We start from the raw sequence: 26662 nt of genomic DNA on the forward strand, positions 1-26662 counted from the left end.
ACAGATTAAATCTCGGTGTGCAGCAGTGCTGCTCCCAGCCTCTCCGCGAATATTTCCATAGCTCGAGAATCTGCTGCGAGACTCCCTCGCTTTTCATAACGTGATCTCACTCCTGTCGACTCCAGCTCGGCCTGTGCTTCACCTAGATGTTCGCCAAGCGCGAGGCTTCTCAGGATCCGGAAACAGGGCTCGGCGATGCTGGCGCGAAGACCGGGGGCCAGGACGCATGTACATCATTACGGACGGCGCAAGATGTCAGCATTCGAAACGGGTTTTCCGAGCAATGCGACCGCCTTTACTAAAGCCATCGGCGTTTTGATGCGCTCGCCACACTATCGCGAATACACCATTGGCGACCTCGAGTGGCTGCTAATTCCTGCCATAGCAAATGGGCAGTATCGGTTTGCCTCTGCGCAAACTGAGGCGGACGACAGTCGGGTACTTCCGGCCGCGATCGTACTTTGGGCGCTTGTTTCGCCGCAGATCGACCAGGGTCTGACAGCAGCGGCGAATTTCCGCCCGAAGCTTGACCCGGCCGATTGGATGTCAGGCGACATTCCCTGGCTGGTGCATGCCGCGGGCGAAGAACGCTTCGTTTACCTGGTGGTGAAGGACTTGCTGCAGACGACATTCAAGAATCGCAAGGTCAAGATCCTTGGGCGCAATGGTGACAATGGCGCCAAGATTTACGTCCTTGAAACGGGAGAGAACGGTATACGCCACTTTAAAACGCTTCATTAAACACCTCGTCGATCAGCGGCGCGAGGTGAACTAGGTTCTAGCTTGAGTGCGAGCATATTAATTTGACCGGTGATATTGCCGATCATCGACGATCCCGCTCATTGCCTGAGCTGCCGCGTTGAGCCGCTCCGCCTGCTGGTCGGCTGCCTCAGCCCCGGACGTCGCCATGCCTGCCGTTTGGCGCGACTTCAGAAATCTCCCGGATTTGAGGCGTTCATCTCTTCGCTGCCGGCGGCCACTGCGTCTATTAGACCGCGTGCTGCTTCAGCCTCCTTCCGTCCGACCGCCCGGGCGGTGATGTCAATGGCGTATTTAACAACCTCAAATGGCTTGCCGTTGAGATCGATTGTAGCTTCAAACGCTTAGACGCAGTGGTTGCAGTCACGCGTTGCGAAACGGACGCGTGAAACTACGGGGCCGCTGCTCCCGGAGCCACGGTACCGCGCGTAAAGGCGAATGACTGCCCCGAACTGGATCGCACCGAATCTAACCTGCAGGCCTTACTAGCGTCACGCTAGGTGTTTCGGCTGCAGCGCAGACACGGTTGCGTCCGTGTTCCTTGGCCACATACAGCGCGCCGTCCGCAGCAGCCAGCATCGAAGCCGGCGATGTTCTGGCATCGCACTTGCCGCCCGGAACCCCTACGCTGATCGTGACGCACCCGAAAAAGCTTTCTTGATGCCCAATCGAAAGGTCGACAACCGATTCCCGGATTTTCTCGGCAACAATCTCCGCGCTGCCGGAGGACGTTTCAGGAAGCAGGACAGCGAATTCCTCACCGCCGTAACGCGCGACCAGATCGGCCGGCCTTTTCAGGCAGGATGCGATGGCCTCTGCAACTTGGCGGATGCAGTCGCCGCCCGCGGAATGACCGTAGGTGTGGTTGAAAGACTTGAATTTGTCTATGTCGATGAACAGCACAGAAATGCGCGAAGTGGAACGTTGGCACCGCTTGAACTCGAGATCTAATATTCGATCGAAACGTCGCCGGTTCGCGATTCCGGTGAGCGGGTCCGTTTCGGAGAGCGCCTTGAGCTGCTCGTTTGCTGCAACGAGTTGCTCCTCGGCAGCCTTGCGTTTAGAGATATTGCGGATCACGCCGACAATCTCGGGGCCGGGCTCTTCCGGATCGTGGACATAGTTCATCTGGGTTTCGACCCAGACGTACTTGCCGTCGCTGCAGCGCGTTAGATACTCGGCGGTCCCCGTGGGTCTCTCGGGCCCTAGCTCCTCTATCAGCCCCTTCACGAGATCCCGATGGGCCGGGTGGATATTGGAAAAGGCTGGCTGCTCCAGAAGCTCTGAGGGCCTCCAGCCAAAAAGCTTCTCGACGGAAGGCGAGATATACAAGCGGTGACCGGTCCTGTCGAAGCGGGTGACGACATCCTCTACGTTTTCGGCCAGCAAACGGTAGCCGCGCTCCCGTTCACGCAGCATTCTGGCCATGGCCGAGCGCTTGCGGATCTGCACGGCCAGTACAATTCCCAGCCCAATCAGGATCGTGGACAATGTACCACCGAGTAGCAGATCGAAGTTCCTATCCCTGCGCCAGCCCTCCAGGATGGCGTCTTCCGGGACTGCGACCGTGACGACGATTGGAAAATCCAATGCCGCCTCGTAGGCAAATTGCTTCGTGCGGCCATCGAACGGCGACACGATAGAATACAAGCCCTTCCCGGAATCCCTCAGGTGACCGAGGAACGAGCTGCGCGCTACGTCCTTGCCAACCTGGTCGTCTCGGCGATGGACCAGAACTTTGCCGCTCGTCGTCATGAGAGTAACGGTACGGTCCTGCTCGGCTTCAAAGCCTTGGTAAAATGACCTGAAGTAGGCAAGATCGATGGCCGCGAACACGACGCCTCCGAATGAGCCGTCTGGATTCGGCAGCCGCTGCGTCATCAGGAGAGTGGGTCTTCCAGTGACGCGAGAAATGAGCGGCTCGCTGATGCGGGTCGTCGCGTCTTCGGGGTGTGATTGATGGTAGCGGAAATACTCTCGATCGCCGTTGTTGACTGCCGGCACGGTTTCGAACGACGAAAACGTCCAATCGCCGGTCTGCCCGAGCACGCCCAGTTCGCGAGCCTGAGGGATGTTCTTTGCATACTGGGCGAGCAGATCGTTGATCTCCGCCGACGCCCGCGCGGACCTATCAGAGTGGCGGATGTACTGGCCCGTTCCAAACAACGCGAGCGACACCGCGTTGAAGCTTTTGGACGCGTGTTGCGCGAGGGAGTGGGTGAGCCCCTGAGTCTCGGATCCCGCCTTGGCGAACGCGAGCGCTCGTTCTTGCGTGGCCTTCCAGCCGATCAGGGCCCAAAAGCTCGCAAGCGTGAAGCCGAGCAGCACGACGATGATAGTCAAAGGAGACTTTACCAACTTCGGCACGGTGCAACGTCCTGTTCGCGAAACAGGATAGAACCGTCTGCTGAAATCGAAGTTTCAGTCCGACACGTCGCCGCTGATTCCCATCCACATCGTTAGCGCGAAGGGAATGACCTCGATATGGAGCACGGCCATCGGCAGTGCCTAGTTCGCAGGTGACCTGCAAGAAAAGCTTGGACACGCGACTGGTTTGGAAGAGCATGTTTATGCCCCCAAGCTCGCTTTGGGCGACCGGACTGACGCCGTCCCCAAGGCGCTGGCACGTCCGCTTTCTGACCGAGAACTGATGTCCTTCGGATATGAGTTGTTCTGGAAGAAGTCGGCCAATGAACCATGCCATACCGACCCTTAACAAGCCGGATTGAATGGGGAAGCTCTCCCCTCGCCATTTGGGAGGTCCTCTGGCCTTGAACGCACGCCACGGGATCGCACCTCCATCTGCAGTTACAACCCGGCATTAATGCCATCATCCTAAGATTTGGAGGTTTCGGACCAGGGCCAATTCCATGTCACTCCTGAAGAACAGCGAAAGTTCCGCCATCCCCTTTTTCGGAGCGCGCAAGTACGCTCAAAGGCTCGTCAAGGAGTACGAACACGTAGAGCAAGAGCGCGATGAGGCCCTGCAGCGCTGCCACGAGTTAAGCGGCTTCGTTACCCAGATTACAGATCGATACGAAGTAGCCGTGAAGCAGCTAGAGCGAATTGGCGGGGCTTCCCTTTTGGAAATTGAAGCTCGCCGAAAGCACCTTGAAGCCGAAGTCGCGATCCTGACTGCACAGATAAGCGAGGAGCGCGCGCAAGCCGAGGCAGGAAAGCGCGCGATTGCAGCCGAACTTGCTGAAACGCGCCGCGCCATTGTCGAGACACGAGAGATCGCACTCCTTCAAGAAGTTGGCGTGTACGAATATAACCATCCGCTTACCGATGCTGTAGCGTACCAGGCTGCGCTCGATCGACTGCAAGACGCCATCAAGTCCGCAGTTAAGAAGGATGGTGGCGCGATCCTGGCAATCACCAGTTGGCAGGTAAACGGATCCGCCTCCGAGGGTGAAAAGATGGTCCGTGAAGCCTCTAAGCTTATGCTGAGAGCATTCAATGCTGAGGCCGACAATCTGGTTCGCACACTTAAGCCCTACAAGCTCGACAGCGCAATTGACCGCTTAAGCAAGGTTGAGGAAACGATACGCAAACTTGGGAAGACCATGCAGCTCCAGGTCTCTCCGGCCTACTTCCAATTGCGTGTTGACGAGCTCCGCCTAACTGCCGATTTCCTTCAGAAGCAGTCAGAGGAAAAGGAGGAGGAGAGGCAGCAACGCGAGCGCATGCGCGAAGAGCGGAAAGCTCAACAAGAAATCGAGCGGGAGCGGGCGAAACTGGAAAAAGAGAAGCTTCATTATGAAAATGCTTTTCAGGCGCTAGAAGCCAAGGGCGATCAAGATGCAATGCAGCGGCTGCGCTTGCAGATAGCAGAGGTGAGCAACGCGATCGAGAGCGTTGACGCACGGGCGGCCAACACGAAGGCCGGATATGTGTACGTGATCTCCAACATTGGCTCCTTCGGCGAAGAGATGGTCAAAGTCGGAATGACGCGGAGGCTCGATCCTATGGAGCGCATACGCGAACTGAGTGACGCATCGGTGCCGTTCAACTTCGATGTCCACGCACTCTTCTTCTCAAATGACGCTGTCGGTATCGAGACTGCCATGCATGAGCGCCTTGGGGAGTCGAGAGTGAATGCGGTAAATCGCCGAAGGGAGTTTTTCCGCGCCCGCCCATCGGTCGTCAAAGCACTCCTGTGCGAATTGGCGGGAGACCTTTTGGAATTCCGCGAGGCTGCCGAAGCAATCGAATATCGGCAAACGCTTAACATGCGAGTAGCAGGATAGGAGCTAGCTCGCGGGTTTCACGCCGGATTCACTGATGCGACCTGCGTAGCAGGCGGGCAGGAAATCAAATCCCTGCAAAGCCGGAGTGCAATCGCTTAGCTCGCGCCAAGTATCTGATTTCGATGACAGATTTACCCGCAGGAGGCTCATCGCGGCCAACAAGAGCTGAAAATCGTAGCCGGGCTGAAAAAAAATCTCTGAGTGGAAGTGGGGCCGGTCCGCGGGGCGGGAGGCCCTGAGGAATTGACTACCCCCCACCCCTCCCGACATCAGCGGCTCGACCAGTGGCTTTTAGTATTTAATTGCTGGATTTTGCGCATGAACCAGTAAGACCGTCCGCTTTGCGAGCTTCCAGACTTTTGACCACCCCCCGGGAGGCGGATAACTGCGCGGCAAAAAAATAATTCACCGAATTTTGCGGCAAAAAATCCCTGATTAGAGGGCCGGTCCGTCAGGGCGGATCTTAGACTTTGATGTGCCCCCCTACCTTTCTCTTGGACTGTCCTTACGAACATCCGGCCATGTACGGTGCACCCTGAGTAGCGGGCCTATGAACCTGTACGGGCATGCTCGAACTAGGTCACCATTCGGCCGACGTGATGCGGCGCAGTCGAGGTGTCTTTCCGGGCCTTGTCGCGGCCGCTCATCGATGTTGCCGATCCTTCGCTGCGACCATGTTATCGCGCCCAAGCGACACCGTAGCACAGTGCACCCGATCCATAGCCAGACGGCGGCCGTCAATCTCCTGGGAGGACGGAGACTCTTCAGAATGGATCGAGGTCTCTGTTCGGCAGGGATTGCTGCCGCTGGTGTTGCGCAGTCTCTCGGCGTTGGGCCCGCATAGCCCTGACGTGCCAGCCCGCCCGCACCGGTGCCGCGTTGTTGGCACCGTCTCCTTCTATTTTTATATCTGTGTTCTTTAAGGTACTCACTTTTGTGAACGATTTGGACCCTATACCGCATGCGACTGACGGAGCCCGCTTGATCCAAGAAACCCACGCTGGGGATATGACCCGGACGACATTGGTGAGGTGCTTCGCACCTCGCTGTGGTCGCTCCCTGACTTGAAGGAGTTCCAGGCGCCGAGCTTCGTGCATTGCATTCTGCACCGTGGTTCTGCCCACGCCGGCGCGGTCCGCGATCTCGTCAATTGAGAGGTCGCAAACACCATGCCGCTTTACCTCTCCGGCGATGATGCATAGCGCCGCGCGTTCGCCTTCGGTGAAGTGGTGGCGCAAGGTATCGGGCATCGTGCTGGACCCGCCGAGCATCCGTTTGCGGTGACGCCGTTTGAGCCGTTCCTCGTCTGTGAGCCGACGCCGACACGGCCGCGGCGCGAAGTGCGACAACTTGCGGGCGGCGGTGACGCTTACTGCGACGCCATCAACTCGGTGCGGCCTTCGGCCCGGCCTCCGCTTTTCAATTGCCTGGCTTAGGAACGTGGCATCTTCATCGCTGAGTTCACCGTTGCTCACCCGATGCCACACAGCGCGACCAACGTTGTCAAGCTGATCAGGAGAGAGGGCGGAGTTGACAGCGTCATATAACACCGCAGCGGTTGGCGAAAGGACCCGCAAGAGGGTGGTCATTCGCGGCTCCCGCCGGAAATGCTGGCAACCGCCGCATACGCTGCGCGCCGCCCCAGGAATTCGCCGAGCGGCCGATCATCGACATCGAAGGCCGCGTAGAGCGTCGGGGAGATTCGTAAATATCGCCCTAGGCGCTCGCGACCTTCATAGACGGAGTGTTCGACCGGCTCGAACGGGACATCCTTGGAAAATTCCTTAAGCACCTCAATCGAAGCACCACGGGACAAACGGCTCGCTAAACCTTTGACTGGTTTGGCTTTGGCAGACCCGGCCAGGGGCACCACGCTTCGCCCTTTCGGGCTTCGCGTGGCGCAGCCCGCGCCAAGCCCGAAAGGGTGAAGCGTGTCCGGCGAAGCCTCTTGGCGAAGACGGACTGTCTCGGCCTCCCCCTCCCTAGCAATCGTCACATGCCACCTGTATAAACCGGTAGCTTCTTCCGCAATTCGAAGGAGCTCATATGAACGACCTGCACACGTGGCTTTCGCAACAGCACCACGGCCTGCGCACCTTCCGGATCTTTCAGCAAAAGCTCGAGACGCTCGGCCGCGACGACCCCGAACAGCGCGGCCTGTGCCGTCTGTTGAGCGGTCTGGTCGGCAGCTATGTCGAGACGTTCGATGAGGCCCCGCTGCCCGTCGAGGTCGCTGACGGAGCCTATCATCGCCTGCTGGCGCTGGTCGCAAGCCTCGACCTCGCGGGCGACACCAGTCGGCGGCTCGCGGACATCAACCGGGTTGCGACCTGCGAACTCTGGCAGTGACGAGAGCGGGCCGCCGTCCGGCTCGCATCCGCATCCCTGGGACACTTCGCCAGGAGAGGGCCGCGTGCTTCCCTGCACGAGCCTCCCTCGACGGGTTCGACTTCAGAGCCAGTCCCTATATCGTGGGGCAACCTATGTTGATGCAGCGAGCAGCTTCGATGGCCAGGAGACGCGCGACCGAAACGGACGCCGACGACCTCCCCCGCTTCTTCGTCTGGGTGCGCGGTCTCGAGGGCCCCGAACCGCAGAAATGGATGGCGATGGATTTCGGCGTCGGTGACTGGAAGCGGCCGCTCGTGCTCGCCTATCTGGAGCTGCCGGAAGGCGAGCGACACTTGCCGTTGTCGGCGCTGGCCCGGCGATACCCACCGCCGCGGGGAGAGGCTTCGTAGAGGGGCCATCCTGGGCGGAAGCGAGGATCTCACCAGCCCCTCAACCCGGGGCGAGCAACGCCGCACCGCGTGGATCACGGTGCAGCGTCTGCCCGCGCCGCCGACGCCATCGGCCGCAGCAAAGCGGTAGGCGGCGTCCGCGACGGCGGAAGAGTGACAATGCGCCCCCATGATTATGGGTGTCGTGGCGCCCGCACCGCGGCTAAACTTGGCCCTGCGCCGCGGGGGACACGCGGTGCAGGACGATGATCATGACCGAACAGGGCGAGACGGGTGAAGCCATCACCATCCTCCTCGTCGAGGACGACGCGCCGACCTGCTGGCGGCTCCACGACGCGCTGGTCAAGGCCGGCTACGAGGTGCGCAGCGCCGGTACGCTGGGAGAGGCTCGTTCGGCGCTGAGCGTGGCGGTGCCGCGCGTGCTGCTCACCGATCTGCGGCTGCCCGACGGCCACGGCATCCAGCTGATCCGCGAGACAAGGCAACGCTTTCCCGACACCGAGATCATGGTGATCTCGGCGCTTGGCGACGAAGAGAGTGTGATCTCCGCGATCACCGTCGGCGCCACCGGCTATCTCCTGAAAGATGCGTTCCCCACCGACATCGCCACCACCGTGCGCGATCTGGTCGCCGGCCATTCGCCAATCTCGGCCTCGATCGCCCGTTTCATCGTGCGCAGAACGCAGGGTACCGCGCAGAATGCGGCCGAGCCTCCGCCGGGTCCCGCCCTCAACACCGCAAGGCTCACCCCACGCGAGATCGACATCCTCTGGGGCATCGCCAAGGGCTTCAGCTACGCCGAGATCGCGAGCCATCTCGGCCTGTCCAAGCAGACCGTGCCCGGCCACATCAAGAACATCTATCGCAAGCTCGAGGTGCACACCCGCAGCGAAGCGGTGTTCGAAGCGGTACAGCAGGGCCTGATCAAGCTGTGAGCCAGATCGCGGCGAAGGCACCGGTCAAACCCGCGCGACGCCGGCTGCTGGTCTCGCGACTCGTGCCCTATCTGCTGCTCCAGGCGCTGATATTGGTCGCGACCGTCCTCGGGCTGCGGCTGCTCCAGCCCAGCGACCCCGACGACTTTGCCCTGACCGAATTCTCGCTGCGCGAGGACGGCGTGGCGCGTCCCGTGACGTTGCCGCATTTCACGTCATCACGCTATTCCCTGGCCGACCCGCCGCTCTACACCGGCGCCTTCACGTTCCGCCGCGGCGATGTGGCGTCGGGATGGTCGGTATTCCTGCCGCGCTTCAGCAACGCGGTGGAGGTCTCAATCAACGGCGTCGTCATCCTGGATTCCCGACGCGATGCCAACGCCAACCGGCCCGACCGCAACACTCCGCAGATCGGGTCGATCCCGTCCTCGCTGCTGCGCGAGGGCGCGAACGAGATCACGGTGCGGCTGTTGGTTTGGGGACCGCTCAAGGGCTTTCTCGACACCGTCTATGTCGGGCCGGATGCGGCCTTGCGGCCGGCCTACGAGACACGCACGCTGATGTTCGTCACGTTGCCCGTGGTGTTCTCCGCCTGGCAATCGATCCTCGCCGTCATCCTGGCGATCATGTGGCTGATGCGCCGCCGCGAGCCGGTTTACGGCGTGCTGGCGGTGGCGATGGTACTCGGCGTGGTGCAGGCCTTTGCGCCGCCACCGGTGCCCCCCGTCAACACCTCCCGGCTCGCCGCGGTGTTGCTCGCGTCCGCACCGATCGAGAGCGCCCTGGTCGTCGTCTTCGGCGTGCTGTTCTTCGGCTGGCGCTGGCCGCGTTACGGCATGCTGCTGTTCGCGCCGGGGCTCGTCGTGTTCAGTGTCGGGCTGATCGCCGGCCCGCCGTTGCCGCGCATTCTGTTTCTCCTGTTGGGGATTCCGACCGTCGGGCTCTGCCTGTTGCTGATGGCCTGCGTCACAGCTGCCGCAGTGGTGCGGCGGCAGGACGCGGCAAGCTTCACGCTCGGCTGCGCGGTGACCATAGTGCTGATATGCTGGGTCCACGACATGCTGTCGGTGTTCGAGATCGTGACCGACGAGCGCATCTTCCTCTCGCGCCTCTCCTATTCGGCGATGCTGGTCGCGATCGGCGCCGGCTTGACCTGGCGGTTCGCGCGCGCGCTGAACCAGGTCGACAGCTTTGCCGGCCAGCTCGTAACGCGCGTACGCGAGGCCGAGGAGCGGCTGAAGGCGAGCTTTGCCCGCGAGGAGGAGCGTGCACGGGCCGCCGCGCTCGCCAATGAGCGCACGCGGCTGATGCGCGACCTGCATGACGGCCTCGGCGGCCAGCTCATCAGCATCGTGGCACTGTCCGAGCGCGGGCACGAGGGCGCGACCATCACCGACGCCGCCCGTGCGGCGCTGAAAGACCTCCGTCTCGTCATCGACTCCATGGACGACATCGGCGGCGACCTGATGCTCGCACTCGGCTCCTGGCGCGAGCGCGCGACCGCACAATTGCGACCGCACGACATCGCACTCGACTGGCACGTGGCGACGCCGCAAGGGCTGCCGCTGCATCCCGAGCTCAGGCCATGGCATGTCATCCAGATCGTGCGCATCCTCGACGAGGCCGTGACCAATGCGGTCAAGCACGCAGAGGCCCGCCGCATCGCGGTCACCATCGAGACGGTCGACGGAGGTCAGGGACCGTACGGTGTGATCAGGGTCGCGGATGACGGCAAGGGCTTTGCGAACGGTTGTGCGCCGGTCGGCAGCGGCGGGGCCACCGACGCGAGCCAGACCGCGCGGGGCCTTCGCAACATGAGGAGCCGTGCCGCGCGCTGCGGGGCGATGCTCGATCTCGGTTCGGATTCCTCAGGCACGCGCGTGCGGCTGCAATTGCCGCAGATTTTCCCCGACAGCGATGCCGCCGTCGGCTGAAAAGCCCCCTCTCCGAACGTGTGGGACGCGCGGAGAGAGGGACGGGCCGGATGATTTGCCTGCGGAGGAAGGGGGGTTCGTCCGCACGGCTCCTTCGCCCGAACTCTTTCGTTGTTCTCAGCGCACGCCCACGCGATTGACCGGACCACCGCGATTCATCGGCGTGCCCGCGCGCACGCCGACACCGGGCGCACCGACCCCGGGTGTCGCCACGGCGACCGCGGCGGCCGGCGCTACCCTCACCACTGCCGCCGGTCGTACCACGCAGCCTTTGGGTATGCCGACCGTCTTGCAATAGACCACCGCTTGCGCCGGGCTCGTGCCCAGCGACACCATCGCCGAACCTGCCAGCGCCAAAATCGTCAACCCGGCGCTCAGCGCTCCCGCTCTTTTCGACATCTTGCTCTCCTGCTTGCCGTTCGGCGTCCCGATGCAATCACCGGGTCTCGCAGCCGACGTGCAGCCTGAATGACAAAAGACGGCGCGCTGATACATGCCATGAAAATGGGGGTACGGCGGCGGGACGGGCTGGCCGATGCCATGAACATGGCATGGACCTGCGCCCGGCGGTCGCGAGATGGTCCGGCCCGCTTGATCCCAGGCGGGACCAACGACATTCCCAAGGAGGTGTTTTATGAAGATTTCGGTTCTTGCCGTGCTGCTGCTCGCCGCGACCGCCCAGACCGCCGCTGCGCAATCCGGTCCGACCCCGCAGGAGCAGATGACCTGCCGAAGCGACGCGAGCAAATTCTGCGCCGAACACATCGGCAAGCCGCCGCAGATGAATGCCTGCCTGCGAGAGAACAAGTCGAAGCTTTCGGACGGCTGCCGCAAGGTCGTGGAGTCGCACGGCGGGTGAGTGGTCACCGTCCGCGGCACAAATCTCGCGGGTGTTGCGTCAGACCATAGCCGACGATGCGCCCGTCATAGATCGCGCGTGACGGCGAGGACGGACCTAATCGTCGTCGCCGAATAGCCTGATCTGGGGAAAGCCGCCGCGCGGCCGGCTCGGGACCTCGCGCGCATCGGCATCTTCGCGGATGTTGCGCGCGACGTCGTCCCAATCGGTGCGGTCGCGCACCCCACGCGGCTCGCGGGAATCGTAATGACGGCGCTCGGCCCAGCGCTCACGGCGCTCCGTCCGGCGCCGTTCAGACGTGGCCCGCTTGACGTCAGAATCCCTGGCCTTGGCAAAGGCGTTGTCGGGTGGGGATGACGGCTCTGTCGACGCCTGCTGTGCAGCAGGCTTCGCGAGTTGCGGAGGCGATGCCGGCGCTGGCTTGGGCGGCTCTACCGCAGCCGCTTGCGAAGGCTGTTGCGCTGGCTGTTCAGCGTTGGCCTGAGTGGTCTGCGTGCCGGGCTTCGCGGCTTCGGATTTTGCTTCAGGCGTGGATTCGGGTTTAGCGTCGGATTTGGCTTCGGCCTGCGCTGGCGCGGCGACCATGGCGCCGAAGGCTTGCGAGCCGGTGAGATACTGCAGGCGCTCGGATGCCGCGTCCGTCGTAGCGGGCTTGGCGTCAGCGCGTTGCGCCATCTTGCTGGTATCAGGTCCCTGCTTGGGCGAGACCGGATTCATGATATTGCCGGCGACAATGCCGCCGCCGAGACCAATGGCGATGGCTGCGACGATGGTTCCTGCACCGACGAAATAGGCTGTCGAGGCGCGCATTGGTCCACTCCCTCTTTGAAGCGGGCAACGCTTGTCGATTGCCGGATGTTCCCGATACAGGCGCAGTTCCGGGAGGAACTTGATTTCCGGAAGAAACTTGCGCGTTAGATCTGCTGCGCCACCTTCTCGAGCCCGATGATGCGGGCGAGCTTGCGCACTTCCTCTTTCTGGTCGTCACGCAGCTGGAACAGCAGCGGCATCGCCGCCGACTTCAACTGCTGGACCTCGTCGCAATTGGGATCGATCGGAACACCCTGCACGTTCGGATTGGACAGCTTGTTTGCCGAGATCTTGCGGACAACATTGCGCAGCGCGGTTTCGACCGAGGGCCAGTAATATTCTTGCGACGACGACAACTTCAGACGGTCCCTGATGCCCGCGATCTGCACGTCGGAGAGCAGCGAATAGGATTTCTGCGGCTGCGGCTTGGCGACGACCTTCGGCTTGGCCGGGACTTCGACGGCAGGAATGTCTGCAGCGGCCGGAGCCTCGTTCACGCTCGCCTTGGGCATCGGGAAATCGGATGGCGTGGCGGCGGCAAACGCCTGGCGCAGCGGCTCGGTCAGCACGGGCATTTGCGATAGCTTGTCGGCAGGAACCTGGACCGGGTCGAACGCGGCCGAGGCCAGTGCCAGCGTCGGAACCAGACGATCGGCCTTGGCGGCCCGATTTGTTGCAAGCGGCTTGGGTGCCGGCGCCTGCGTAATCATTTCGGCGCTGACGCTGGGCACGCTGTCGCGGCCGAGAATGGCGGTGGTGGCGGCGCCGAGGACGAGGAAGCAGGTCAGCACGACGATGGTGATGGCTTTCGACAAACGTCTCTCCGCAACCGGCTTCAAGTCCACGTGATCACTGCCCGGAAACTGGGCGAAAATTAAGGCTTAACCGTGCCATTGCGACGGCAATCGCGCGGACTACGGCGACATCGCCTAGAAAACTCAACAAAATCAGGCAGCTATCGCCAGATCGTAGGCGTCCTGGATGTCGGCTACGATCTCCGAGGCCTCCCAGACTCCGCGCGGCTCGACCGATTGCAGCGCCACCGTCCAATTGCCGCCCCGGCGGGTGCGGGGGACGCTGACGATGTCGAAGCGCACATTGCGGCACAGCGGGTGGCGGGCCAGCGCATGGGCTACGCGAACACGAATCTCGTCCAGCGAAGCCGCCGTCCTGGCGTTGAGAAAGTCGAAGTCCATCGCCTGTCCCTCTCGGTCCTGATTGGCGCCGTGAGAGGGATTCTTGCCGGGCGTTGGTTAATCTGCCGTTAAGTGGGGGCCTCTAAGGAGCGCTCGATTAACCGTGAGGGGGCGACGGGCCCTGTCGGTCTCCGCATTTTCACGGGGAGACGCGGCCACCCGCCCCTCGATACTCGGCGACCGTCCCTGCGACGAGATCGTCAACCGCGAGCACGTCGGTCACGCCGGATGTCGAGTGCCCACCGCTCCAGATATCGCGCCAGCGCTTTGGCCGGTTCTCCCGTGCGGCGACGTCGATGTCCTTGGCGATGTCGATGGCCCCGCGCGCCGGCAGGTCGTCGGGATCGAGACCCGCGGCGACGATCGACGGCTTTAGCATGCTGGTTTGAAGTCCCGTGAACGCGGTGGTCAGCAGGATATCGTCGGCGCTGCTCTCGACCAGAAGCCGCTTGTAACGATCATCCGCCATGCTCTCGTGGGTCGCGATGAACTTCGTGCCCATGTAGCCGAGATCGCAGCCGAGCACTTCGGCCGCGCGCAATGCGTGGCCGTCGCTGATACCCCCCGCGAGCACGATGATGCCATCGTAGAACGCCCGCACCGCACGGACGAAGGCGAACGGGTTGAGCCAGCCGGTCTGCCCGCCCGCGCCCGCAGTAAGCAGCACGAGCCCGTCGGCACCTGCTTCCGCCGCGCGTTCGGCGTGGCGGATCGAGGCAACATCCGCAAGCACCAAGGCGCCGGCGTCGTGCAGCGGCTTGAGCACCGGTGTGGGGGAGCCGACCGAGGTGATGACGATCTCCGGCCTGTGGCGCAGCAACACGGCGAGATCCTGCTCCAGCCGCGCGTTGGAGCGGTGCACGATCAGGTTTGGGCACAGCGGCGCGGCCTTGCGGCCGGTTTGATCTTCATGCCGCAGCAGCCGCGCTTCGATGTCGGTGAGCCATTCATCGAGTTGCTCGGTGCTACGGCAATTCGCGCTGGGGAAGCTACCGATCACACCGTTGCGGCAGGCGGCGACCATGAGCTCGACGCCCGACACCAGAAACATCGGCGCGGCGATCAGCGGCAGGGCGAGACGACCGTGGAAACGTTGCAGCCGATCTGACGTCACGCATGCCTCCCTCGCGCGGGCTTAGTCGTTCCCTCCCGCATTCCCTGTGCTAGCGTCGCGGTAAACATTGGCACGCCGGAAGCCGATGACAAAGCAGCGAGGAAACATATGTCCGATCCGCTCCATGCATCGTCTCCGACTTGCGCGCAGGCGCTGCGGGCGCTGTCGCGCTACCCGGGCCGAACCGCGTTCGCGTGGCCCGGCGGATCGCTGAGCTATCAGGGCACCATCGACCTGATCGGGCGCATCCAGGGCCTGTTCATGCGGCTTGGATTGCGGCCCGGCGCGCGGGTCGCCTTCCTCACCGCGAACCGCGCCGACACATGGTGCGCCGGCGTCGCCGCGCAATTGTCGCGGCTCTGCGTCACCTGGCTACATCCTTTGGGATCGCGGGGAGACCAGCTGTTTCAGCTCGAGGATTCCGGGGCCGAAATGCTGGTGGTCGATGCGGGCTCCTTCCGCGAGCGCGGCGGCGAGCTCGCCGCACAGGCGGCCTGGCTCAAGGCGGTGTTCACCACGGGACCGGCTGACTACGGCATCGACCTCTTGCAGGCGATCGAGATCGAAGGCCATGCCAGCGCGCATTGCCTCGCCGGCCCCGACGATCTCTCCACCCTGAATTACACCGGTGGCACGACCGGCAAATCCAAGGGCGCGTTGCGCTACCACCGCGAAAATGCCGGAGCCGCGGCCGCGATCCTTGCCGACTTCGAGATCCCCGATGGCGCGCGCTACCTCGCGGTGGCACCGATCAGCCATGTCGCCGGCACGAAAGTGCTGCCGACCTTGATGCGGGGCGGCACCGTGCACATGCTGAAGGGTTTTGATCCCGAGGCGGTACTGGCGACGATCGCACGCGAGCGCATCAACTTCACGCTGTTCGTGCCGACCATGATCTACGTGCTGCTCGATCATCCCGCGCTCGACAAAACCGACTTCTCCTCGCTTGAGCTCGTGCTCTATGGCGCCTCCGCGATGTCACCGAGCCGGCTGATCGAGGGCATCGAGCGGATCGGGCCGGTGTTCTCGCAGCTCTACGGCCAGACCGAATGCTATCCAATCTCGGTGCTGCGCAAGGCGGATCACGATCCCAACAGGCCGGAGCTGTTCCTGTCATGCGGTTTCCCGATCGCGGCGTGCGAGGTCAAGATCCTCGACGACAACGACCAGGAAGTGAAGACGGGCGAAGCCGGCGAAATCTGCGTGCGCGCTCCACACGTCATGGCGGAGTACTGGAAGCGGCCGGACATCACCGCCGAGACGCTGAAGAACGGCTGGGTGCACACCGGCGACATCGCTCGCAAGGACGATCGCGGCTACATGTTCATCCTCGACCGCAAGAAGGACATGATCGTCTCCGGCGGCTTCAACATCTTTCCGCGCGAGGTCGAGGACGTGCTGTCGCAGCATGCGGACGTGGCCATGGTGGCGGTCGTAGGCATCCCCGACGAGAAATGGGGCGAAGCCGTCACGGCTGTCGTCGTCCTGCGCGAAGGCGCAAAACCTGACGCCGATGAACTGATCAATCTGGTGAAGACGCGAAAAGGCTCGGCCCATGCGCCGAAGCAGATCCAGTTCGTCAAGCAACTCCCGATGACGGGTGTCGGCAAGGTCGACAAGAAGGTGCTGCGCGCGAGCTTTTGGAGCGGGCGGGGCCGGATGGTGGGATAGAAAAGGTGCCTTACCGCTTCTCGATCACAAGGCTTTGCACGGCGCGGCCGAAATAGCCCTGCCGGTCGGCGAGCCGCGACATCGCAAGCCCAGCACCATCGGGACCGATCCAGGAATCGCCGTCGAGCAGGATCCATTCGCCGATCGGCTGGCGCGAAAAGCTCACGGTGAGGTCGGCGTTGATATAGGTCCAGGCGCGGAAATCGAGCGACGAGGCGGTGCCGTTGGAAAAATCGGCCGCGACCACGGCGCGCATCGCCTGCGAGAGCGGTTCGCCTGCGATCAGGGGATGGTCGACGCGAAACCAGATCGCACCGGCGCCGGCCTGGCCGAAGCGGCCGCGCGCGGCACGCATCGACACCGATCGCACGAACGGACTGGTGGCGGCATGACCGTCATCGAGCAGCGAGTCCTCCGGGGACGGCAGCGTAACCGGCAGCGCCGTGACGTCCTCGGGCAGCGTCAGCGGCTGGCGCTTGATCTTGAGCACGGTGGCGGCGACCACCTGTACGCCGTCGGCGAACAGCTTGACCCCGCAGAGCTGGATCTTGCGGCCCTCGCGCAAGATCTCGGTCGCGATCGTGAGCGGCGCCACCGGCACCGGGCGCATCAGGTCGATGGTGACCCGCGCGATGTCCATCGCGACAGGCGTTGGAATGCGCTCCGCCGCCCACGTCACCAGCGCGGCCGGCGCCGAACCGTGCTGCATACGCCGGTCCCACGGGCCCGCAGCATCCGGGCTGGTGACGACGCTGTCGCCGTCGACGCGGTAGATGGGGGTCATCGGTTCTCCGTGATGCATGTGCGGAGTTCAGCAAAAAATGTCGTCCCGGCCCCTAGTGCGCAATTGCGTACTAGCCGGACGACTAAGATCACAACGGCGGATCAACCGCCTCGTCGTATTCCCTCTTGAAGCGCGCGATCATTTCGGCGGCGGGCACGATGCCGTCGATGCTGCCGACGCCTTGGCCTGAACCCCAGATTTCCTTCCAGGCTTTTGGCTTGGCACGCTCGCCGGAGGCATCAGTGCCGAAGTTCATCTTGGAGGGATCGGACGTCGGCAGGTTCTCCGGATCCATACCGGCGGCAAGAATCGACGGCTTCAGATAGTTACCGTGCACGCCGGTGAAGAGGTTGGAATAGACGATGTCATCGGCCGTCGCGCCCGCGATCATCTCCTTGTACTTCTCGACCGCATTGGCTTCCTTGGTGGCGATGAAGGCCGAGCCGATATAGGCAAAGTCGGCGCCGAGAATGCGCGCGGCGCGGATCGCCTTGCCGTTGCCGATCGCGCCCGACAGCGCGATCGGGCCGTCGAACCATTTTCGAGTTTCAGCGACGAACGCCAACGGCGAGATCGTGCCGGCGTGGCCGCCCGCGCCCGCCGCGACCAGGATCAGGCCGTCGGCACCCTTCTCGATCGCCTTGTGCGCAAATTTCTGGTTGATCACGTCGTGGAAAACGATGCCGCCCCAGCCGTGCACGGCCTGATTGAGCTCCTCGCGCGCGCCCAGCGACGAGATGATCATCGGCACCTTGTACTTGGCGCAGAGCTGCATGTCATGGTCGAGCCGGTTGTTCGACTTGTGCACGATCTGGTTGACCGCAAACGGCGCCGACGGCTTGTCGGGATGCGCGCGGTCATACGCCGCGAGCTCTTCGGTGATGCGCGCCAGCCACTCGTCAAGCAGCTCCGGCGGCCGTGCGTTCAGCGACGGAAACGAGCCGACCACGCCCGCCTTGCACTGCGCGATCACGAGATCGGGCACCGAGATGATGAAGAGCGGCGAACCGATCACCGGGATCGACAGGCGTCCCTTGAACAAGGCAGGCATGGACATTGCGAGACGATCCTCTGTTGGCGTCAAATCGAAGCTGGGAGCCATACCAACAAGGCAATCTTTCCACTGTCAAGTAGTGCGTTTTGGTGCCGTGGAGGACGGCGTTACCGCAATTCCAAGCCGCGGAATTCAGCGCGGGACGACGCCATCACGCAATCAGGTCCGGATTGATCAGCCGCTCGAACGAGAACATCTCGTCCCATTTCTCCTGCGTCAGCAGCTTACGCTCGACCACGACGATCTGGTGCAGTGACTTGCCGCTCTTGTAGCCCTCGCGCGCGATCTCGGCGCATTGCTTGTAGCCGAGCAGCGGCTTCAGCACCGTGACGATACCCAGCGAGTTCAGCACCATGTTGCGGGTATGCTCCTCGTTGGCAGTGATGCCCACGACGCAATTCTCGCGCAGGCTGTTGACCGCGCGCTCCATGGTGCGGATGGAGAAGAACAGCGCGAACGAGATCACCGGCTCCATCACATTGAGCTGGAGCTGACCCGCGGACGCCGCGAGCGTCACGGTGGTGTCGAGCCCGATTACGAGGAAGCTGGTCTGGTTGACGACCTCGGGGATGACAGGATTGACCTTGCCCGGCATGATCGAGGAGCCCGGCTGAAGCTGCGGCAGGTTGATCTCGTTGAAGCCGGCGCGCGGGCCCGAGGCGAGCAGGCGGATGTCGTTGCAGATCTTGGTCAGCTTGCTCGCGGTGCGCTTGAGGACGCCGGAGAGCTGCACATAGGCGCCGGTATCCGACGTCGCCTCGACGAGGTCGCCTGCAAGGATGAAGTCGACGCCGGTGAGCGCGCTCAGATGCCGGACCGCGAGCTTGGGATAGCCCTGCGCAGCGGTGACGGAGGTGCCGATCGCGGTCGCGCCGAGATTGATCTCGCGCAGCAGCGCGCGGGCCTCGGAGATTCGATCGACCTCCTCGCCCATGGTGGTGCCCCAACCGCGGAATTCGGCGCCGAGTGACATCGGCACCGCGTCCTGTAGATGGGTGCGGCCCATCTTCAGCACGCGATCGAACTCCCTGCCCTTGGCGAAGAACGCCTCCTGGAGTTGACGCAGCGCCGTCATGTAGCTCTCGAGCCGCAGGATCAGCGCCAGCCGAAAGGCCGTCGGATAGGTGTCGTTGGTCGACTGGCCGTAATTGACGTGATCGTTGGGGCTGACGTGCTGGTAATCGCCCTTCGCAAAGCCGAGCGATTCCAGCGCGAGATTGGCGATCACCTCGTTGGCGTTCATGTTGGTGGAGGTGCCGGCCCCGCCCTGAATGAAGTCGGTGACGAACTGGTCCATCATATCGCCGGCGATGACGCGATCGCAGCCCACGATAATGGCTTCCGCGACTTTGGTGTCCACCGCCCCGAGATCGCGGTTGGCCATGGCGGCGGCCTTCTTGACGTAACCAAGCGCCTTTACGAAGTAAGGCTCCTGGTTCATCGGAATGCCGGTGATGTGGAAGTTCTCCTTCCCGCGGATGGTCTGGACGCCGTAATAGATGTCGTCGGCGATCTCACGCTGTCCGAGGAAGTCCTGCTCCGTGCGACTCATGGGCGCTCCTTGCTTGCTCGCGCGACGTCCTCAGTTCTGGCACAGCGCGCTGGTGACGAAGGTATCGGTGCGGCAGTCATCCGGTTTGCGTTGCCTGCCCGGAATCAGAACCTTGGCCGAGCACTTTTCCGCGGAGTCGGCATTCAGGCTCTTGCCTTCCGTGTAGCCCTTGCTCTGGCAGAGTTTGTCGGCGGCGAGCTTGCAGTCGGGCGCGCCGTTCGACGAGGCCGGACAGGCCACGCGCCCCGACACCACGGTCGACGGCTTCGCCAGGCGCGACAAATCGTTCATGGTCTCGCTCGGGCTTTTGATCGGCGGCAGGATCGAGGGCAGCTTGTCGAACAGCTTGCCCATTTCGTTGATCAGCCCGGGATTTTCCTCATGCACCGGCGGCGACGGAGGGGCTGTCGAGGGCGCCGGTGCGGCCTGCGGTCCTTGCTCCTGCAAGCCGAGCGCCGGCGGTGCGGATTGCGGCCATCCGGTACCGCCGGCAACGAGCAGGACCGAAAGCGCCGAAAATATCAGCCTGCCCAGTCGCAGGACCGGATTGCCGGATCGAAGCATCATGACGGCAACCGTAGCCGAACGAGACGCAGCGGCAAAGCGCCTTCGGGGTTAGATCAATTTGACTGCGACGACAAAGCCGAGCACGAGCACCGCGGCGCCGATTGCCACCACCAATCCGAGATGCTTCTCGATCTTGACCCGGATCCAATCGCCGTAGCGGTTGAGCAGAATCGCCACGATAAAGAAGCGCCCGCCACGCGCCACGATCGAGCACAGGATGAAGAGCCCGATATTGTAGCCGGCAAAGCCGGACGTGATGGTCACGAGCTTATAGGGGATCGGTGTCAGGCCCTTGAGCAGGATGATCACGGCGCCCCATTCGGCATAGGAGGCGCGGAAAGCGTCGACCTTGCCGCCGAGGCCATAGACCTCGATCAGCCAATGGCCGACCGAGTCGAAGAGCAGCGCACCGATGGCGTAGCCCAACAGGCCACCCAGCACCGACGTCGCAGTGCAGATCGCCGCATAGACCCAGGCGCGTTGCGGGCGCGCCAGTGACATGGGGATCAGCATCACGTCCGGCGGGACGGGAAAGAAGGAGCTTTCAGCGAAAGCCACGGCGCCCATGATCCAGAGCGCGTAAGGCTTGTGAGCGGCGTCGATGCACCAGTCGTAGATACGTTTCAGCATGGCGCCGCGATGAAGCACCATGGGACGGATTTGTCCATGCCGAGATGGGACCGATTTGTGCCAATACTAGTGGCGCTTGCGCGCGGTACGGCCTTCGAGCGCGACGATTGGCCGCCTGGCGGCGACACGCGGTGATGCACCTTTGGGCAGTTTCATCGCCGATTTCGGCAGCTTCTCGGCGATGCCGAGCATGTCTTCACGCCGCGTCATCTCGCGCCAGACGTCCTCAGGGCGCACGCCGGCCGAGGCCCAGAGCACGGTCAGATTGTAGAGCAGGTCGGCGCTTTCCCGGATCACGGCTTCGCTATCGCCGTTGACCGCGTCGATGACGACCTCGATAGCCTCTTCAGCCAGCTTCTTCGCCATTTTTGACGGGCCGCGCTGAAACAGCCGCGCGGTGCGCGATGTTGCCGGATCAAGGTCCCTGGCCGCGAGCACAGCCAGATATAGCCGCTCAAGCGAATCACTCATGTACGCGAAGCTACTCTAAACCCGTGGCGGGGACGTTAACGCACGGCAGCAAAAGTAAAAAAGCCGGCCGTCGCAGCGAGCGCGACGGCCGGCCAACATTTGCTAGCCAAAGCTAGTAGCAAGTCGAAAGGTTGCCTTGGCCGCCCTGCGCGGACTGGTACGGGCCGCCGCAACGGTGATACGGGCGCGGACCGATATACGAGTCGCCGCCGTAATAGACCGGACCGTCGTCGTAGTAGACCGGGCCGCCGCCGTAATAGGCAGGAGCATCATAGGCGTAGGCGTCACGGGTCGCGGCGATTGCGAGGCCGGTGCCGATAGCACCGGCAATGGCCGCGCCGGCAAAGGCCGCACCGCCGCCGCCACCATGCCAATGACGGCCGCCCGCGTACGAAGCGGTCGGGGTCATTGCGGTCAGCGCCAGCACCGCGGCGGTAGCGAGAACGGCCTTACGGCCGGCAAATCCTGAAAATCTGTCAAACATGTCCTGGACCCTCCTTGGGACCTCGAATGGTGCCTGATGACAGGCTCGTGTCTCTCAAACACCCGCATCCCATGTTGGGTTCCCCAACCCCAACACAAGCTGAACGGGGTTGCGTGATCGTGACGCAACCGCCGCTCATCCGCCGTTCATATTGACGCGGACAAGCTTGTCGCCAGCCGGCGCTCCGAGCGTCACCAAATCATAACACCGGACCGGCGCCACTGATGTTCGAATTCGCGACAATCGCTCTTCGCGGCCTGCTGGCCGCTGCAATGTCTCTTGCGGCGCTGACTGCGCGCGATGCTACCGCGGCCGAAACCGCCGCGCCCTTCATTGCAATCCACTTCACCTTCGACCGCCCGATCGATGCGAGCATGGCGCCGTTCTTTCTTGCCGCAAAGGACGGCAGCTTCGGAGCCGAGCGTCTCAACGTCTCCTTTAGCAGCGCGGCCGGATCGCCGGAGGCGCTTGCGCGCGTCGCCAAGGGCGACAGCGAGCTCGCGCTCGTCGACATCAACGAGCTGATCCGCTTCCGCGACAAGGATGCGACACCGGTCAAGGCGGTGTTCGTGCTGTTCAACCGCGCGCCCTACGCGATCGTCGCCCGCAGGAGCCGTGGCATCCACCTCCTGCCCGACCTGGACGGCAAGACCGTCGGCGTTGCCGATAGCGATCTGTCGATGCGGCTGTGGCCGGCGCTGGCGCAGCAGAACGGCATCAACACGGCTCACGTGAAATTCCACAAGATCAGCGCCGCGGTGCGCGAGCCGATCCTCTCCGCGGGACAGGTCGATGCCGTCGCCGGCTTCAGCTATCTCTCGGCAGTGAACCTGCGCGACCGCGGCGTACCAGGCGGCGATCTCGTCGCGCTTCGCTATGCCGACTATGGTTGCGAGGCCTATGGCTTTGCCGTCGTGGTCAACCCGGTTTTCGCCGCGGCCAAGCCGGACACCGTGAAGGGATTCATTCGCGCATTGATCGCCGGCATCAACGCGACCGTCAAGGAGCCGGCGCGTGCGGCGGACGAGGCCGCGAGCCGCATTGAGGACGGCGACCGCGATCTTGAGCTGGAGCGCCTGCGCACCGTCCTCGTCGACAACATCCTGACCGACGAGGTCCGTCGCAACGGCCTCGGCGACATCGACCCGGCGCGCATGGATCGCGCGATCGACCAGATCGGGCAGGATTTCAAATTCCGCAAACGGCCGGCGGCGGGCGACATCTTCGACGGCGGGTTCTTGCCGCCCGTTGCAGGGCGGTTGATCAACTGAGCAAAACCGACAGCTTCCGCTATATCTCGCAGCCGATCCCTGATTAGAGTATGGGCTCACTCCGTTCGATCCGCCCGAGCTCCCCGCCCATGCCCATTCTCCGCCTTTACACCCGCGTTCTCGAGCTGCTCGGCAAGGAGGCACGACTGGGCTGGCTGCTCGCGGTCGTCAATCTCCTGCTTGCGGGCTCGCAATTCGCCGAACCGGTGCTGTTCGGCCGGATCGTCGATGTGCTCTCGGGCAAGACGGTCGCAGGCTCCAACTCGGCCTGGCCGTTCCTGGTTGCATGGGTCGCGTTCGGGCTGTTCACCATCGCCTGCAGCGCGGTCGTAGCGTTGCAGGCCGACCGGCTCTCCCACCGCCAGCGGCAGGCGGTCCTGACGGACTATTTCGAGCACATCATGCAGCTGCCGCTGACCTTCCATTCGGGCACCCATTCGGGCCGGTTGATGAAGGTGATGCTGAACGGCACAGATGCGCTGTGGCGATTATGGGTCGGCTTCTTTCGAGAGCATTTTGCCGCGATCCTCTCGGTCGTGGTGCTGCTGCCGCTGTCGCTCTACCTGAACTGGCGGCTTGCAATCCTGCTGTTCCTGCTCTGCATCGTCTTCACCGCGCTGACCACCTTCGTGGTGCGCAGAACTTTCGGCATGCAGATGGAGGTGGAGGAGCACTACAGCGAGCTCTCCGCGCGCGCTTCCGACGCCCTTGGCAATGTTGCGCTGGTGCAGAGTTTCGTGCGCATCGATTCCGAGGTGAAGGGCCTGCGCTCCGTTGCCGACGAGTTGCTAGCGGCGCAAATGCCGGTGCTGTCGTGGTGGGCCCTCGTCACCGTCATCACGCGCGCCTCCACCACGATCACTGTGCTCGCGATCTTCACTTTCGGCATCGCGCTGCACGACCAGGGGCTGACCTCGGTCGGCGAGATCGTGATGTTCGTGAGCTTCGCGACGCTTCTGATCCAGAAGCTGGAGCAGGTCGTGAGCTTCATCAACAACGTGTTCATGGAAGCCCCGCGCCTGCGCGAGTTCTTCAACGTGCTCGATGCGGTGCCTGCGGTGCACGACCGGCACGACGCGATCGATGCGGGCCGGCTCTCCGGCCTCGTCGAATTCAACGACGTCACCTTCTCCTATGACGGCAAGCGGCCGGCGGTCGAGGACCTCTCCTTCACCGCGCTTCCCGGCCAGACCATCGCGCTGGTCGGCGCAACCGGCGCCGGCAAGTCGACGGCGATTGCGCTGCTGCATCGCGCCTTCGATCCGCAGTCCGGCTTCATCAGGATCGACGGCATGGACGTGCGCGGGGTGACGCTGACATCGCTGCGGCGGAACATCGGCGTGGTTTTTCAGGAGGCGCTGCTGTTCAACCGCTCGATCGCGGAGAATTTGCGCGTCGGCAAGCCGGACGCCACCGAGGCCGAGATGCGCAAGGCGGCGGAGCGCGCGCAGGCGCTCGAATTCATCGAGCGCAGCGGCGGCTTCGAGACCAATGCCGGCGAGCGCGGCCGCATGCTGTCCGGCGGCGAGCGCCAGCGGCTGTCGATCGCACGTGCACTGCTGAAGGATCCGCCGATCCTGATCCTGGACGAGGCGACCAGCGCACTCGACGCCGTCACCGAGGCGAAGGTGAATACCGCTCTCGACGAAGTGATGAAGGGCCGCACCACCTTCGTGATCGCCCATCGCCTCTCCACCATCCGCAATGCCACGCGCATCCTGGTGTTCGAGAACGGGCGTGTGATCGAAAGTGGAACTTTCGATGAACTCGTGGCCAAAGGCGGCCATTTCGCCGACCTCGCCAGGGCTCAGTTCATGGTTCAGGAGAACGCACGGGCCAGCGTGACAGCGGCTGAGGCTGCCGCGACGGCCGCCAAGTCATCTTAGCAAGTCGCCTTGGCAAGTCCCCATCATATCGTCGAAATTCGGCCCATTTCATTGCGGAATACCCCGCTGATGCCCCTATTCCCGACGCACCAGCCGGTATAGGTTTGCGGCGCCGCAAGCGGCGGCGCTGGATTTCAGAACCGAACATCAGATCACGAGAGCCGACCGGAACCGGCGGGTCTCCAAGGACCGGAATCGGATAGTGCACGCTCTTCGCCCGCTGCTTCGTCAATCCCTGTTCAACCTGTTCGCCGCGACACTCGCCTGCGGCGCATTGCTCGCGCCGCGCGCGGCGGGCGCCGAAGCGCTGCTTCTGATCGAGGCCGATAGCGGCAAGGTGTTGCAGGCGGAAAACGCGACCATTCCCTGGTATCCGGCTTCCGTCACCAAGATCATGACCGCCTATGTGACGCTGAAGGCGGTCAAGGACGGCAAGCTCACGCTCGACACAATCCTCACGGTGTCGCCGACCGCAGCCTCGCAGTCGCCCTCGAAGATGGGGTTCCGCCCAGGAACGCAGCTTACCGTCGACAACGCACTCAAGATGATGATGGTGAAATCGGCGAACGACATGGCCGTCGTGCTCGCCGAAGGCGTCGGCGGTTCGATCGACGGCTTCTCGGCGCTGATGAACGACACTGCGCAGAAGCTCGGCATGACGCAGACGAGCTACGTCAATCCGAACGGCCTGCCCGCCGACGGACAGATCACCTCCGCGCGGGATCTCGGCATTCTCGCGCGCTCGTTCCTGCGCGACCTGCCCGAGTACGAGTATTTCGTGCATATTCCGGCAATCCGCTTCGGCAAGCGCGTCACTGGCAATTTCAACAAGCTGATCGGCCGCTATCCCGGCGCCGACGGTTTCAAGACCGGCTTCATCTGCGCCTCCGGTTACAACCTCGTCGCATCGGCCACCCGCAACGGCCGCCGGCTGATCGCCGTCGTGCTGGGCGCCAACTCCGGGACCGCGCGCGCGGTGAAGGCGGCGCAGCTGCTGGAGCGCGGCTTCTCGCAAGACAATCTCACCTGGCTCCGGCCCTCGCTCGGCACCGTGGACAAGCTGGTGCCGGTCGACGCCTCGCCGCCGAACCTGCGTGACGACATGTGCGGCGGCCATCGCAAGCGGCCGGCCAGCGACGATGACGACGCACTGATCGCGACCAATGGCGGCACGTCCGGGTCCGCCTCGGCCACAGGCGGCGAAGCTCAGGTCACCTTCTTCACGGCCGGGCTTCAGCCGCCGCTGATGAAGGCCTCCGAGCTGATGGCCTCGGCCCCGGCGGCGGCCGAGCCCGTGCTGGTCTATACCGGCCCGACCCGAACCGGGACCGCCCTGATCGCGGCGGTCGCGGCCGATGCCGACCAGCAGGCCACGCCAAAGCCGCGTGGCAAGAAGTCGCGCGTCGCCAAAAAGCCCGACGCGTCAGACAAGCCGAAGGATGCCAAGACGGCGGCGGCAAAGCCCGACAGCAAGCCGGTGGCGACCGCCAAGCCGGCCGACGGCAAATCCGCAGCCAAGCCGGCCGGTACCAAGCATGCCGCAGCCAAGCCCGATGTGGCGGCAAAGCCTGCAGCAAGCGGCGAGCAGGCGGCCAAGCCCGCTAAACCCAAGGCCGCGACCAAGCCCGCCAAGCCGGCCAACAACAGTTAACGGCCGACGCGAGGCGAGACCGCGCCGCACTTCGCAGTTGCGG

At 63.3% G+C, this 26662-nt stretch carries 26 protein-coding genes and 1 pseudogene; 11 read left to right on the top strand and 16 right to left on the bottom strand.

The features are described from left to right. The first annotated feature begins 252 nt into the window (after nucleotides 1–252). Nucleotides 253–741 (top strand): toxin-activating lysine-acyltransferase, encoded by a 489-nt coding sequence (locus IVB40_RS31960; protein WP_247817350.1) that lies wholly within the window; start codon nucleotides 253–255, stop codon nucleotides 739–741. Nucleotides 742–785: 44 nt separating this feature from the next. On the opposite strand, the pseudogene IVB40_RS31965 reads toward IVB40_RS31960, so the two are convergent. Both IVB40_RS31965 and IVB40_RS31970 read right to left on the bottom strand, forming a co-directional pair. Further along, nucleotides 786–1088 (bottom strand): annotated as a pseudogene (locus IVB40_RS31965) (histidine kinase); the annotation flags it as partial. A gap of 139 nt (nucleotides 1089–1227) precedes the next feature. Further along, nucleotides 1228–3126: a diguanylate cyclase gene (locus tag IVB40_RS31970; protein WP_247817351.1), complete on the bottom strand. Its 1899-nt coding sequence runs from the start codon at nucleotides 3124–3126 to the stop codon at nucleotides 1228–1230. Nucleotides 3127–3629: 503 nt separating this feature from the next. Between IVB40_RS31970 and IVB40_RS31975 the strand changes: the two genes are divergently transcribed. Beyond that, on the top strand, nucleotides 3630–5009 hold the full coding sequence (locus tag IVB40_RS31975) for a DUF4041 domain-containing protein (RefSeq protein WP_247817352.1): 1380 nt from the start codon (nucleotides 3630–3632) through the stop codon (nucleotides 5007–5009). A gap of 764 nt (nucleotides 5010–5773) precedes the next feature. On the opposite strand, the gene IVB40_RS31980 is transcribed toward IVB40_RS31975, so the two are convergent. Both IVB40_RS31980 and IVB40_RS31985 read right to left on the bottom strand, forming a co-directional pair. Then, the gene (locus IVB40_RS31980) at nucleotides 5774–6598 is read right to left on the bottom strand and encodes a hypothetical protein (protein ID WP_247817353.1); all 825 of its coding nucleotides are present in this window, start codon (nucleotides 6596–6598) and stop codon (nucleotides 5774–5776) included. Continuing rightward, on the bottom strand, nucleotides 6595–6879 hold the full coding sequence (locus IVB40_RS31985) for a hypothetical protein (protein WP_247817355.1): 285 nt from the start codon (nucleotides 6877–6879) through the stop codon (nucleotides 6595–6597). The genes IVB40_RS31980 and IVB40_RS31985 overlap by 4 nt, the downstream gene beginning before the upstream one ends. A gap of 176 nt (nucleotides 6880–7055) precedes the next feature. On the opposite strand from IVB40_RS31985, the gene IVB40_RS31990 reads away from it, so the two are divergent. The 4 genes from IVB40_RS31990 (at nucleotide 7056) to IVB40_RS32005 (ending at nucleotide 10619) form a co-directional block, all read left to right on the top strand. Then, complete coding sequence (locus IVB40_RS31990; RefSeq protein ID WP_027565653.1) at nucleotides 7056–7358, top strand: hypothetical protein; 303 nt, start codon at nucleotides 7056–7058, stop codon at nucleotides 7356–7358. A 158-nt stretch (nucleotides 7359–7516) separates the two neighbouring features. Next, nucleotides 7517–7750, top strand: coding sequence for a hypothetical protein (locus IVB40_RS31995; protein ID WP_247817356.1), 234 nt, complete (start codon nucleotides 7517–7519; stop codon nucleotides 7748–7750). Between the two features lie 251 nt (nucleotides 7751–8001). Then, on the top strand, nucleotides 8002–8685 hold the full coding sequence (locus tag IVB40_RS32000) for a response regulator transcription factor (RefSeq protein ID WP_247817357.1): 684 nt from the start codon (nucleotides 8002–8004) through the stop codon (nucleotides 8683–8685). Further along, entirely contained in the window at nucleotides 8682–10619 is a 1938-nt protein-coding gene (locus IVB40_RS32005; RefSeq protein WP_247817358.1) for an ATP-binding protein, read from the top strand. Before IVB40_RS32000 ends, IVB40_RS32005 begins: the two co-directional genes overlap by 4 nt. Nucleotides 10620–10736: 117 nt before the next feature. Here the strand turns inward: IVB40_RS32005 and IVB40_RS32010 are convergent, their stop codons facing one another. Continuing rightward, a complete protein-coding gene (locus IVB40_RS32010; protein ID WP_247817359.1) occupies nucleotides 10737–11018 on the bottom strand; it encodes a hypothetical protein in 282 nt (93 codons plus the stop codon). Between the two features lie 235 nt (nucleotides 11019–11253). On the opposite strand from IVB40_RS32010, the gene IVB40_RS32015 reads away from it, so the two are divergent. Beyond that, a complete protein-coding gene (locus IVB40_RS32015; RefSeq protein WP_007597470.1) occupies nucleotides 11254–11478 on the top strand; it encodes a cysteine rich repeat-containing protein in 225 nt (74 codons plus the stop codon). Between the two features lie 96 nt (nucleotides 11479–11574). Here the strand turns inward: IVB40_RS32015 and IVB40_RS32020 are convergent, their stop codons facing one another. The 4 genes from IVB40_RS32020 to IVB40_RS32035 all read right to left on the bottom strand — a co-directional run bounded on the left by IVB40_RS32020 (nucleotide 11575) and on the right by IVB40_RS32035 (nucleotide 14598). Next, the gene (locus IVB40_RS32020) at nucleotides 11575–12288 is read right to left on the bottom strand and encodes a hypothetical protein (RefSeq protein ID WP_247817360.1); all 714 of its coding nucleotides are present in this window, start codon (nucleotides 12286–12288) and stop codon (nucleotides 11575–11577) included. A gap of 104 nt (nucleotides 12289–12392) precedes the next feature. Next, nucleotides 12393–13103, bottom strand: coding sequence for a hypothetical protein (locus IVB40_RS32025; protein WP_027565660.1), 711 nt, complete (start codon nucleotides 13101–13103; stop codon nucleotides 12393–12395). 132 nt (nucleotides 13104–13235) lie between these two features. Continuing rightward, nucleotides 13236–13484 carry a hypothetical protein gene (locus IVB40_RS32030; RefSeq protein ID WP_247285759.1) on the bottom strand — a complete coding sequence of 83 codons (249 nt, stop codon included), beginning with the start codon at nucleotides 13482–13484 and terminating at the stop codon, nucleotides 13236–13238. Between the two features lie 139 nt (nucleotides 13485–13623). After that, nucleotides 13624–14598 (bottom strand): nitronate monooxygenase, encoded by a 975-nt coding sequence (locus IVB40_RS32035; protein ID WP_247465566.1) that lies wholly within the window; start codon nucleotides 14596–14598, stop codon nucleotides 13624–13626. A gap of 108 nt (nucleotides 14599–14706) precedes the next feature. Between IVB40_RS32035 and IVB40_RS32040 the strand changes: the two genes are divergently transcribed. After that, nucleotides 14707–16269 carry an AMP-binding protein gene (locus IVB40_RS32040; RefSeq protein ID WP_247817361.1) on the top strand — a complete coding sequence of 521 codons (1563 nt, stop codon included), beginning with the start codon at nucleotides 14707–14709 and terminating at the stop codon, nucleotides 16267–16269. A 10-nt stretch (nucleotides 16270–16279) separates the two neighbouring features. On the opposite strand, the gene IVB40_RS32045 is transcribed toward IVB40_RS32040, so the two are convergent. From IVB40_RS32045 to IVB40_RS32075, 7 genes are all read right to left on the bottom strand, one after another. Beyond that, nucleotides 16280–17053 carry a thioesterase family protein gene (locus tag IVB40_RS32045; protein ID WP_247817363.1) on the bottom strand — a complete coding sequence of 258 codons (774 nt, stop codon included), beginning with the start codon at nucleotides 17051–17053 and terminating at the stop codon, nucleotides 16280–16282. An 88-nt stretch (nucleotides 17054–17141) separates the two neighbouring features. Next, complete coding sequence (locus IVB40_RS32050) at nucleotides 17142–18110, bottom strand: nitronate monooxygenase family protein (RefSeq protein ID WP_027565664.1); 969 nt, start codon at nucleotides 18108–18110, stop codon at nucleotides 17142–17144. Nucleotides 18111–18258: 148 nt separating this feature from the next. Then, nucleotides 18259–19659: an aspartate ammonia-lyase gene (locus IVB40_RS32055; protein ID WP_027565665.1), complete on the bottom strand. Its 1401-nt coding sequence runs from the start codon at nucleotides 19657–19659 to the stop codon at nucleotides 18259–18261. A gap of 30 nt (nucleotides 19660–19689) precedes the next feature. Further along, nucleotides 19690–20226, bottom strand: coding sequence for a hypothetical protein (locus IVB40_RS32060; protein ID WP_247817364.1), 537 nt, complete (start codon nucleotides 20224–20226; stop codon nucleotides 19690–19692). Nucleotides 20227–20274: 48 nt separating this feature from the next. Beyond that, on the bottom strand, nucleotides 20275–20877 hold the full coding sequence (locus tag IVB40_RS32065) for a YqaA family protein (RefSeq protein WP_081747784.1): 603 nt from the start codon (nucleotides 20875–20877) through the stop codon (nucleotides 20275–20277). Nucleotides 20878–20922: 45 nt separating this feature from the next. After that, nucleotides 20923–21327: a phosphoribosyl-ATP diphosphatase gene (hisE, locus tag IVB40_RS32070; RefSeq protein WP_027565667.1), complete on the bottom strand. Its 405-nt coding sequence runs from the start codon at nucleotides 21325–21327 to the stop codon at nucleotides 20923–20925. Between the two features lie 112 nt (nucleotides 21328–21439). Then, nucleotides 21440–21811, bottom strand: coding sequence for a hypothetical protein (locus IVB40_RS32075; RefSeq protein WP_027565668.1), 372 nt, complete (start codon nucleotides 21809–21811; stop codon nucleotides 21440–21442). Between the two features lie 224 nt (nucleotides 21812–22035). Between IVB40_RS32075 and IVB40_RS32080 the strand changes: the two genes are divergently transcribed. The 3 genes from IVB40_RS32080 (at nucleotide 22036) to IVB40_RS32090 (ending at nucleotide 26619) form a co-directional block, all read left to right on the top strand. Beyond that, nucleotides 22036–23082 carry an ABC transporter substrate-binding protein gene (locus IVB40_RS32080; protein ID WP_247817365.1) on the top strand — a complete coding sequence of 349 codons (1047 nt, stop codon included), beginning with the start codon at nucleotides 22036–22038 and terminating at the stop codon, nucleotides 23080–23082. Between the two features lie 89 nt (nucleotides 23083–23171). After that, nucleotides 23172–24968, top strand: a complete 1797-nt coding sequence (locus IVB40_RS32085; protein WP_247817366.1) for a glucan ABC transporter ATP-binding protein/ permease — start codon at nucleotides 23172–23174, stop codon at nucleotides 24966–24968. Between the two features lie 202 nt (nucleotides 24969–25170). Next, on the top strand, nucleotides 25171–26619 hold the full coding sequence (locus IVB40_RS32090; protein WP_247817367.1) for a serine hydrolase: 1449 nt from the start codon (nucleotides 25171–25173) through the stop codon (nucleotides 26617–26619). Nucleotides 26620–26662: the final 43 nt, after the last annotated feature.

It is taken from the genome of Bradyrhizobium sp. 40 (genome assembly GCF_023100925.1).
Classification (GTDB): Bacteria; Pseudomonadota; Alphaproteobacteria; order Rhizobiales; family Xanthobacteraceae; genus Bradyrhizobium.

Excerpts from the sequence above, each read along its gene's own strand:
- IVB40_RS31960 (WP_247817350.1), top strand. The coding sequence starts at position 253 with ATGTCAGCATTCGAAACGGGTTTTCCGAGCAATGCGACCGCCTTTACT.
- IVB40_RS31975 (WP_247817352.1), top strand. The coding sequence starts at position 3,630 with ATGTCACTCCTGAAGAACAGCGAAAGTTCCGCCATCCCCTTTTTCGGA.
- IVB40_RS31980 (WP_247817353.1), bottom strand. The coding sequence starts at position 6,598 with ATGACCACCCTCTTGCGGGTCCTTTCGCCAACCGCTGCGGTGTTATAT.
- IVB40_RS31990 (WP_027565653.1), top strand. The coding sequence starts at position 7,056 with ATGAACGACCTGCACACGTGGCTTTCGCAACAGCACCACGGCCTGCGC.
- IVB40_RS31995 (WP_247817356.1), top strand. The coding sequence starts at position 7,517 with ATGGCCAGGAGACGCGCGACCGAAACGGACGCCGACGACCTCCCCCGC.
- IVB40_RS32000 (WP_247817357.1), top strand. The coding sequence starts at position 8,002 with ATGACCGAACAGGGCGAGACGGGTGAAGCCATCACCATCCTCCTCGTC.
- IVB40_RS32010 (WP_247817359.1), bottom strand. The coding sequence starts at position 11,018 with ATGTCGAAAAGAGCGGGAGCGCTGAGCGCCGGGTTGACGATTTTGGCG.
- IVB40_RS32015 (WP_007597470.1), top strand. The coding sequence starts at position 11,254 with ATGAAGATTTCGGTTCTTGCCGTGCTGCTGCTCGCCGCGACCGCCCAG.
- IVB40_RS32020 (WP_247817360.1), bottom strand. The coding sequence starts at position 12,288 with ATGCGCGCCTCGACAGCCTATTTCGTCGGTGCAGGAACCATCGTCGCA.
- IVB40_RS32030 (WP_247285759.1), bottom strand. The coding sequence starts at position 13,484 with ATGGACTTCGACTTTCTCAACGCCAGGACGGCGGCTTCGCTGGACGAG.
- IVB40_RS32040 (WP_247817361.1), top strand. The coding sequence starts at position 14,707 with ATGTCCGATCCGCTCCATGCATCGTCTCCGACTTGCGCGCAGGCGCTG.
- IVB40_RS32045 (WP_247817363.1), bottom strand. The coding sequence starts at position 17,053 with ATGACCCCCATCTACCGCGTCGACGGCGACAGCGTCGTCACCAGCCCG.
- IVB40_RS32050 (WP_027565664.1), bottom strand. The coding sequence starts at position 18,110 with ATGTCCATGCCTGCCTTGTTCAAGGGACGCCTGTCGATCCCGGTGATC.
- IVB40_RS32055 (WP_027565665.1), bottom strand. The coding sequence starts at position 19,659 with ATGAGTCGCACGGAGCAGGACTTCCTCGGACAGCGTGAGATCGCCGAC.
- IVB40_RS32060 (WP_247817364.1), bottom strand. The coding sequence starts at position 20,226 with ATGATGCTTCGATCCGGCAATCCGGTCCTGCGACTGGGCAGGCTGATA.
- IVB40_RS32065 (WP_081747784.1), bottom strand. The coding sequence starts at position 20,877 with ATGGTGCTTCATCGCGGCGCCATGCTGAAACGTATCTACGACTGGTGC.
- hisE (WP_027565667.1), bottom strand. The coding sequence starts at position 21,327 with ATGAGTGATTCGCTTGAGCGGCTATATCTGGCTGTGCTCGCGGCCAGG.
- IVB40_RS32075 (WP_027565668.1), bottom strand. The coding sequence starts at position 21,811 with ATGTTTGACAGATTTTCAGGATTTGCCGGCCGTAAGGCCGTTCTCGCT.
- IVB40_RS32080 (WP_247817365.1), top strand. The coding sequence starts at position 22,036 with ATGTTCGAATTCGCGACAATCGCTCTTCGCGGCCTGCTGGCCGCTGCA.
- IVB40_RS32085 (WP_247817366.1), top strand. The coding sequence starts at position 23,172 with ATGCCCATTCTCCGCCTTTACACCCGCGTTCTCGAGCTGCTCGGCAAG.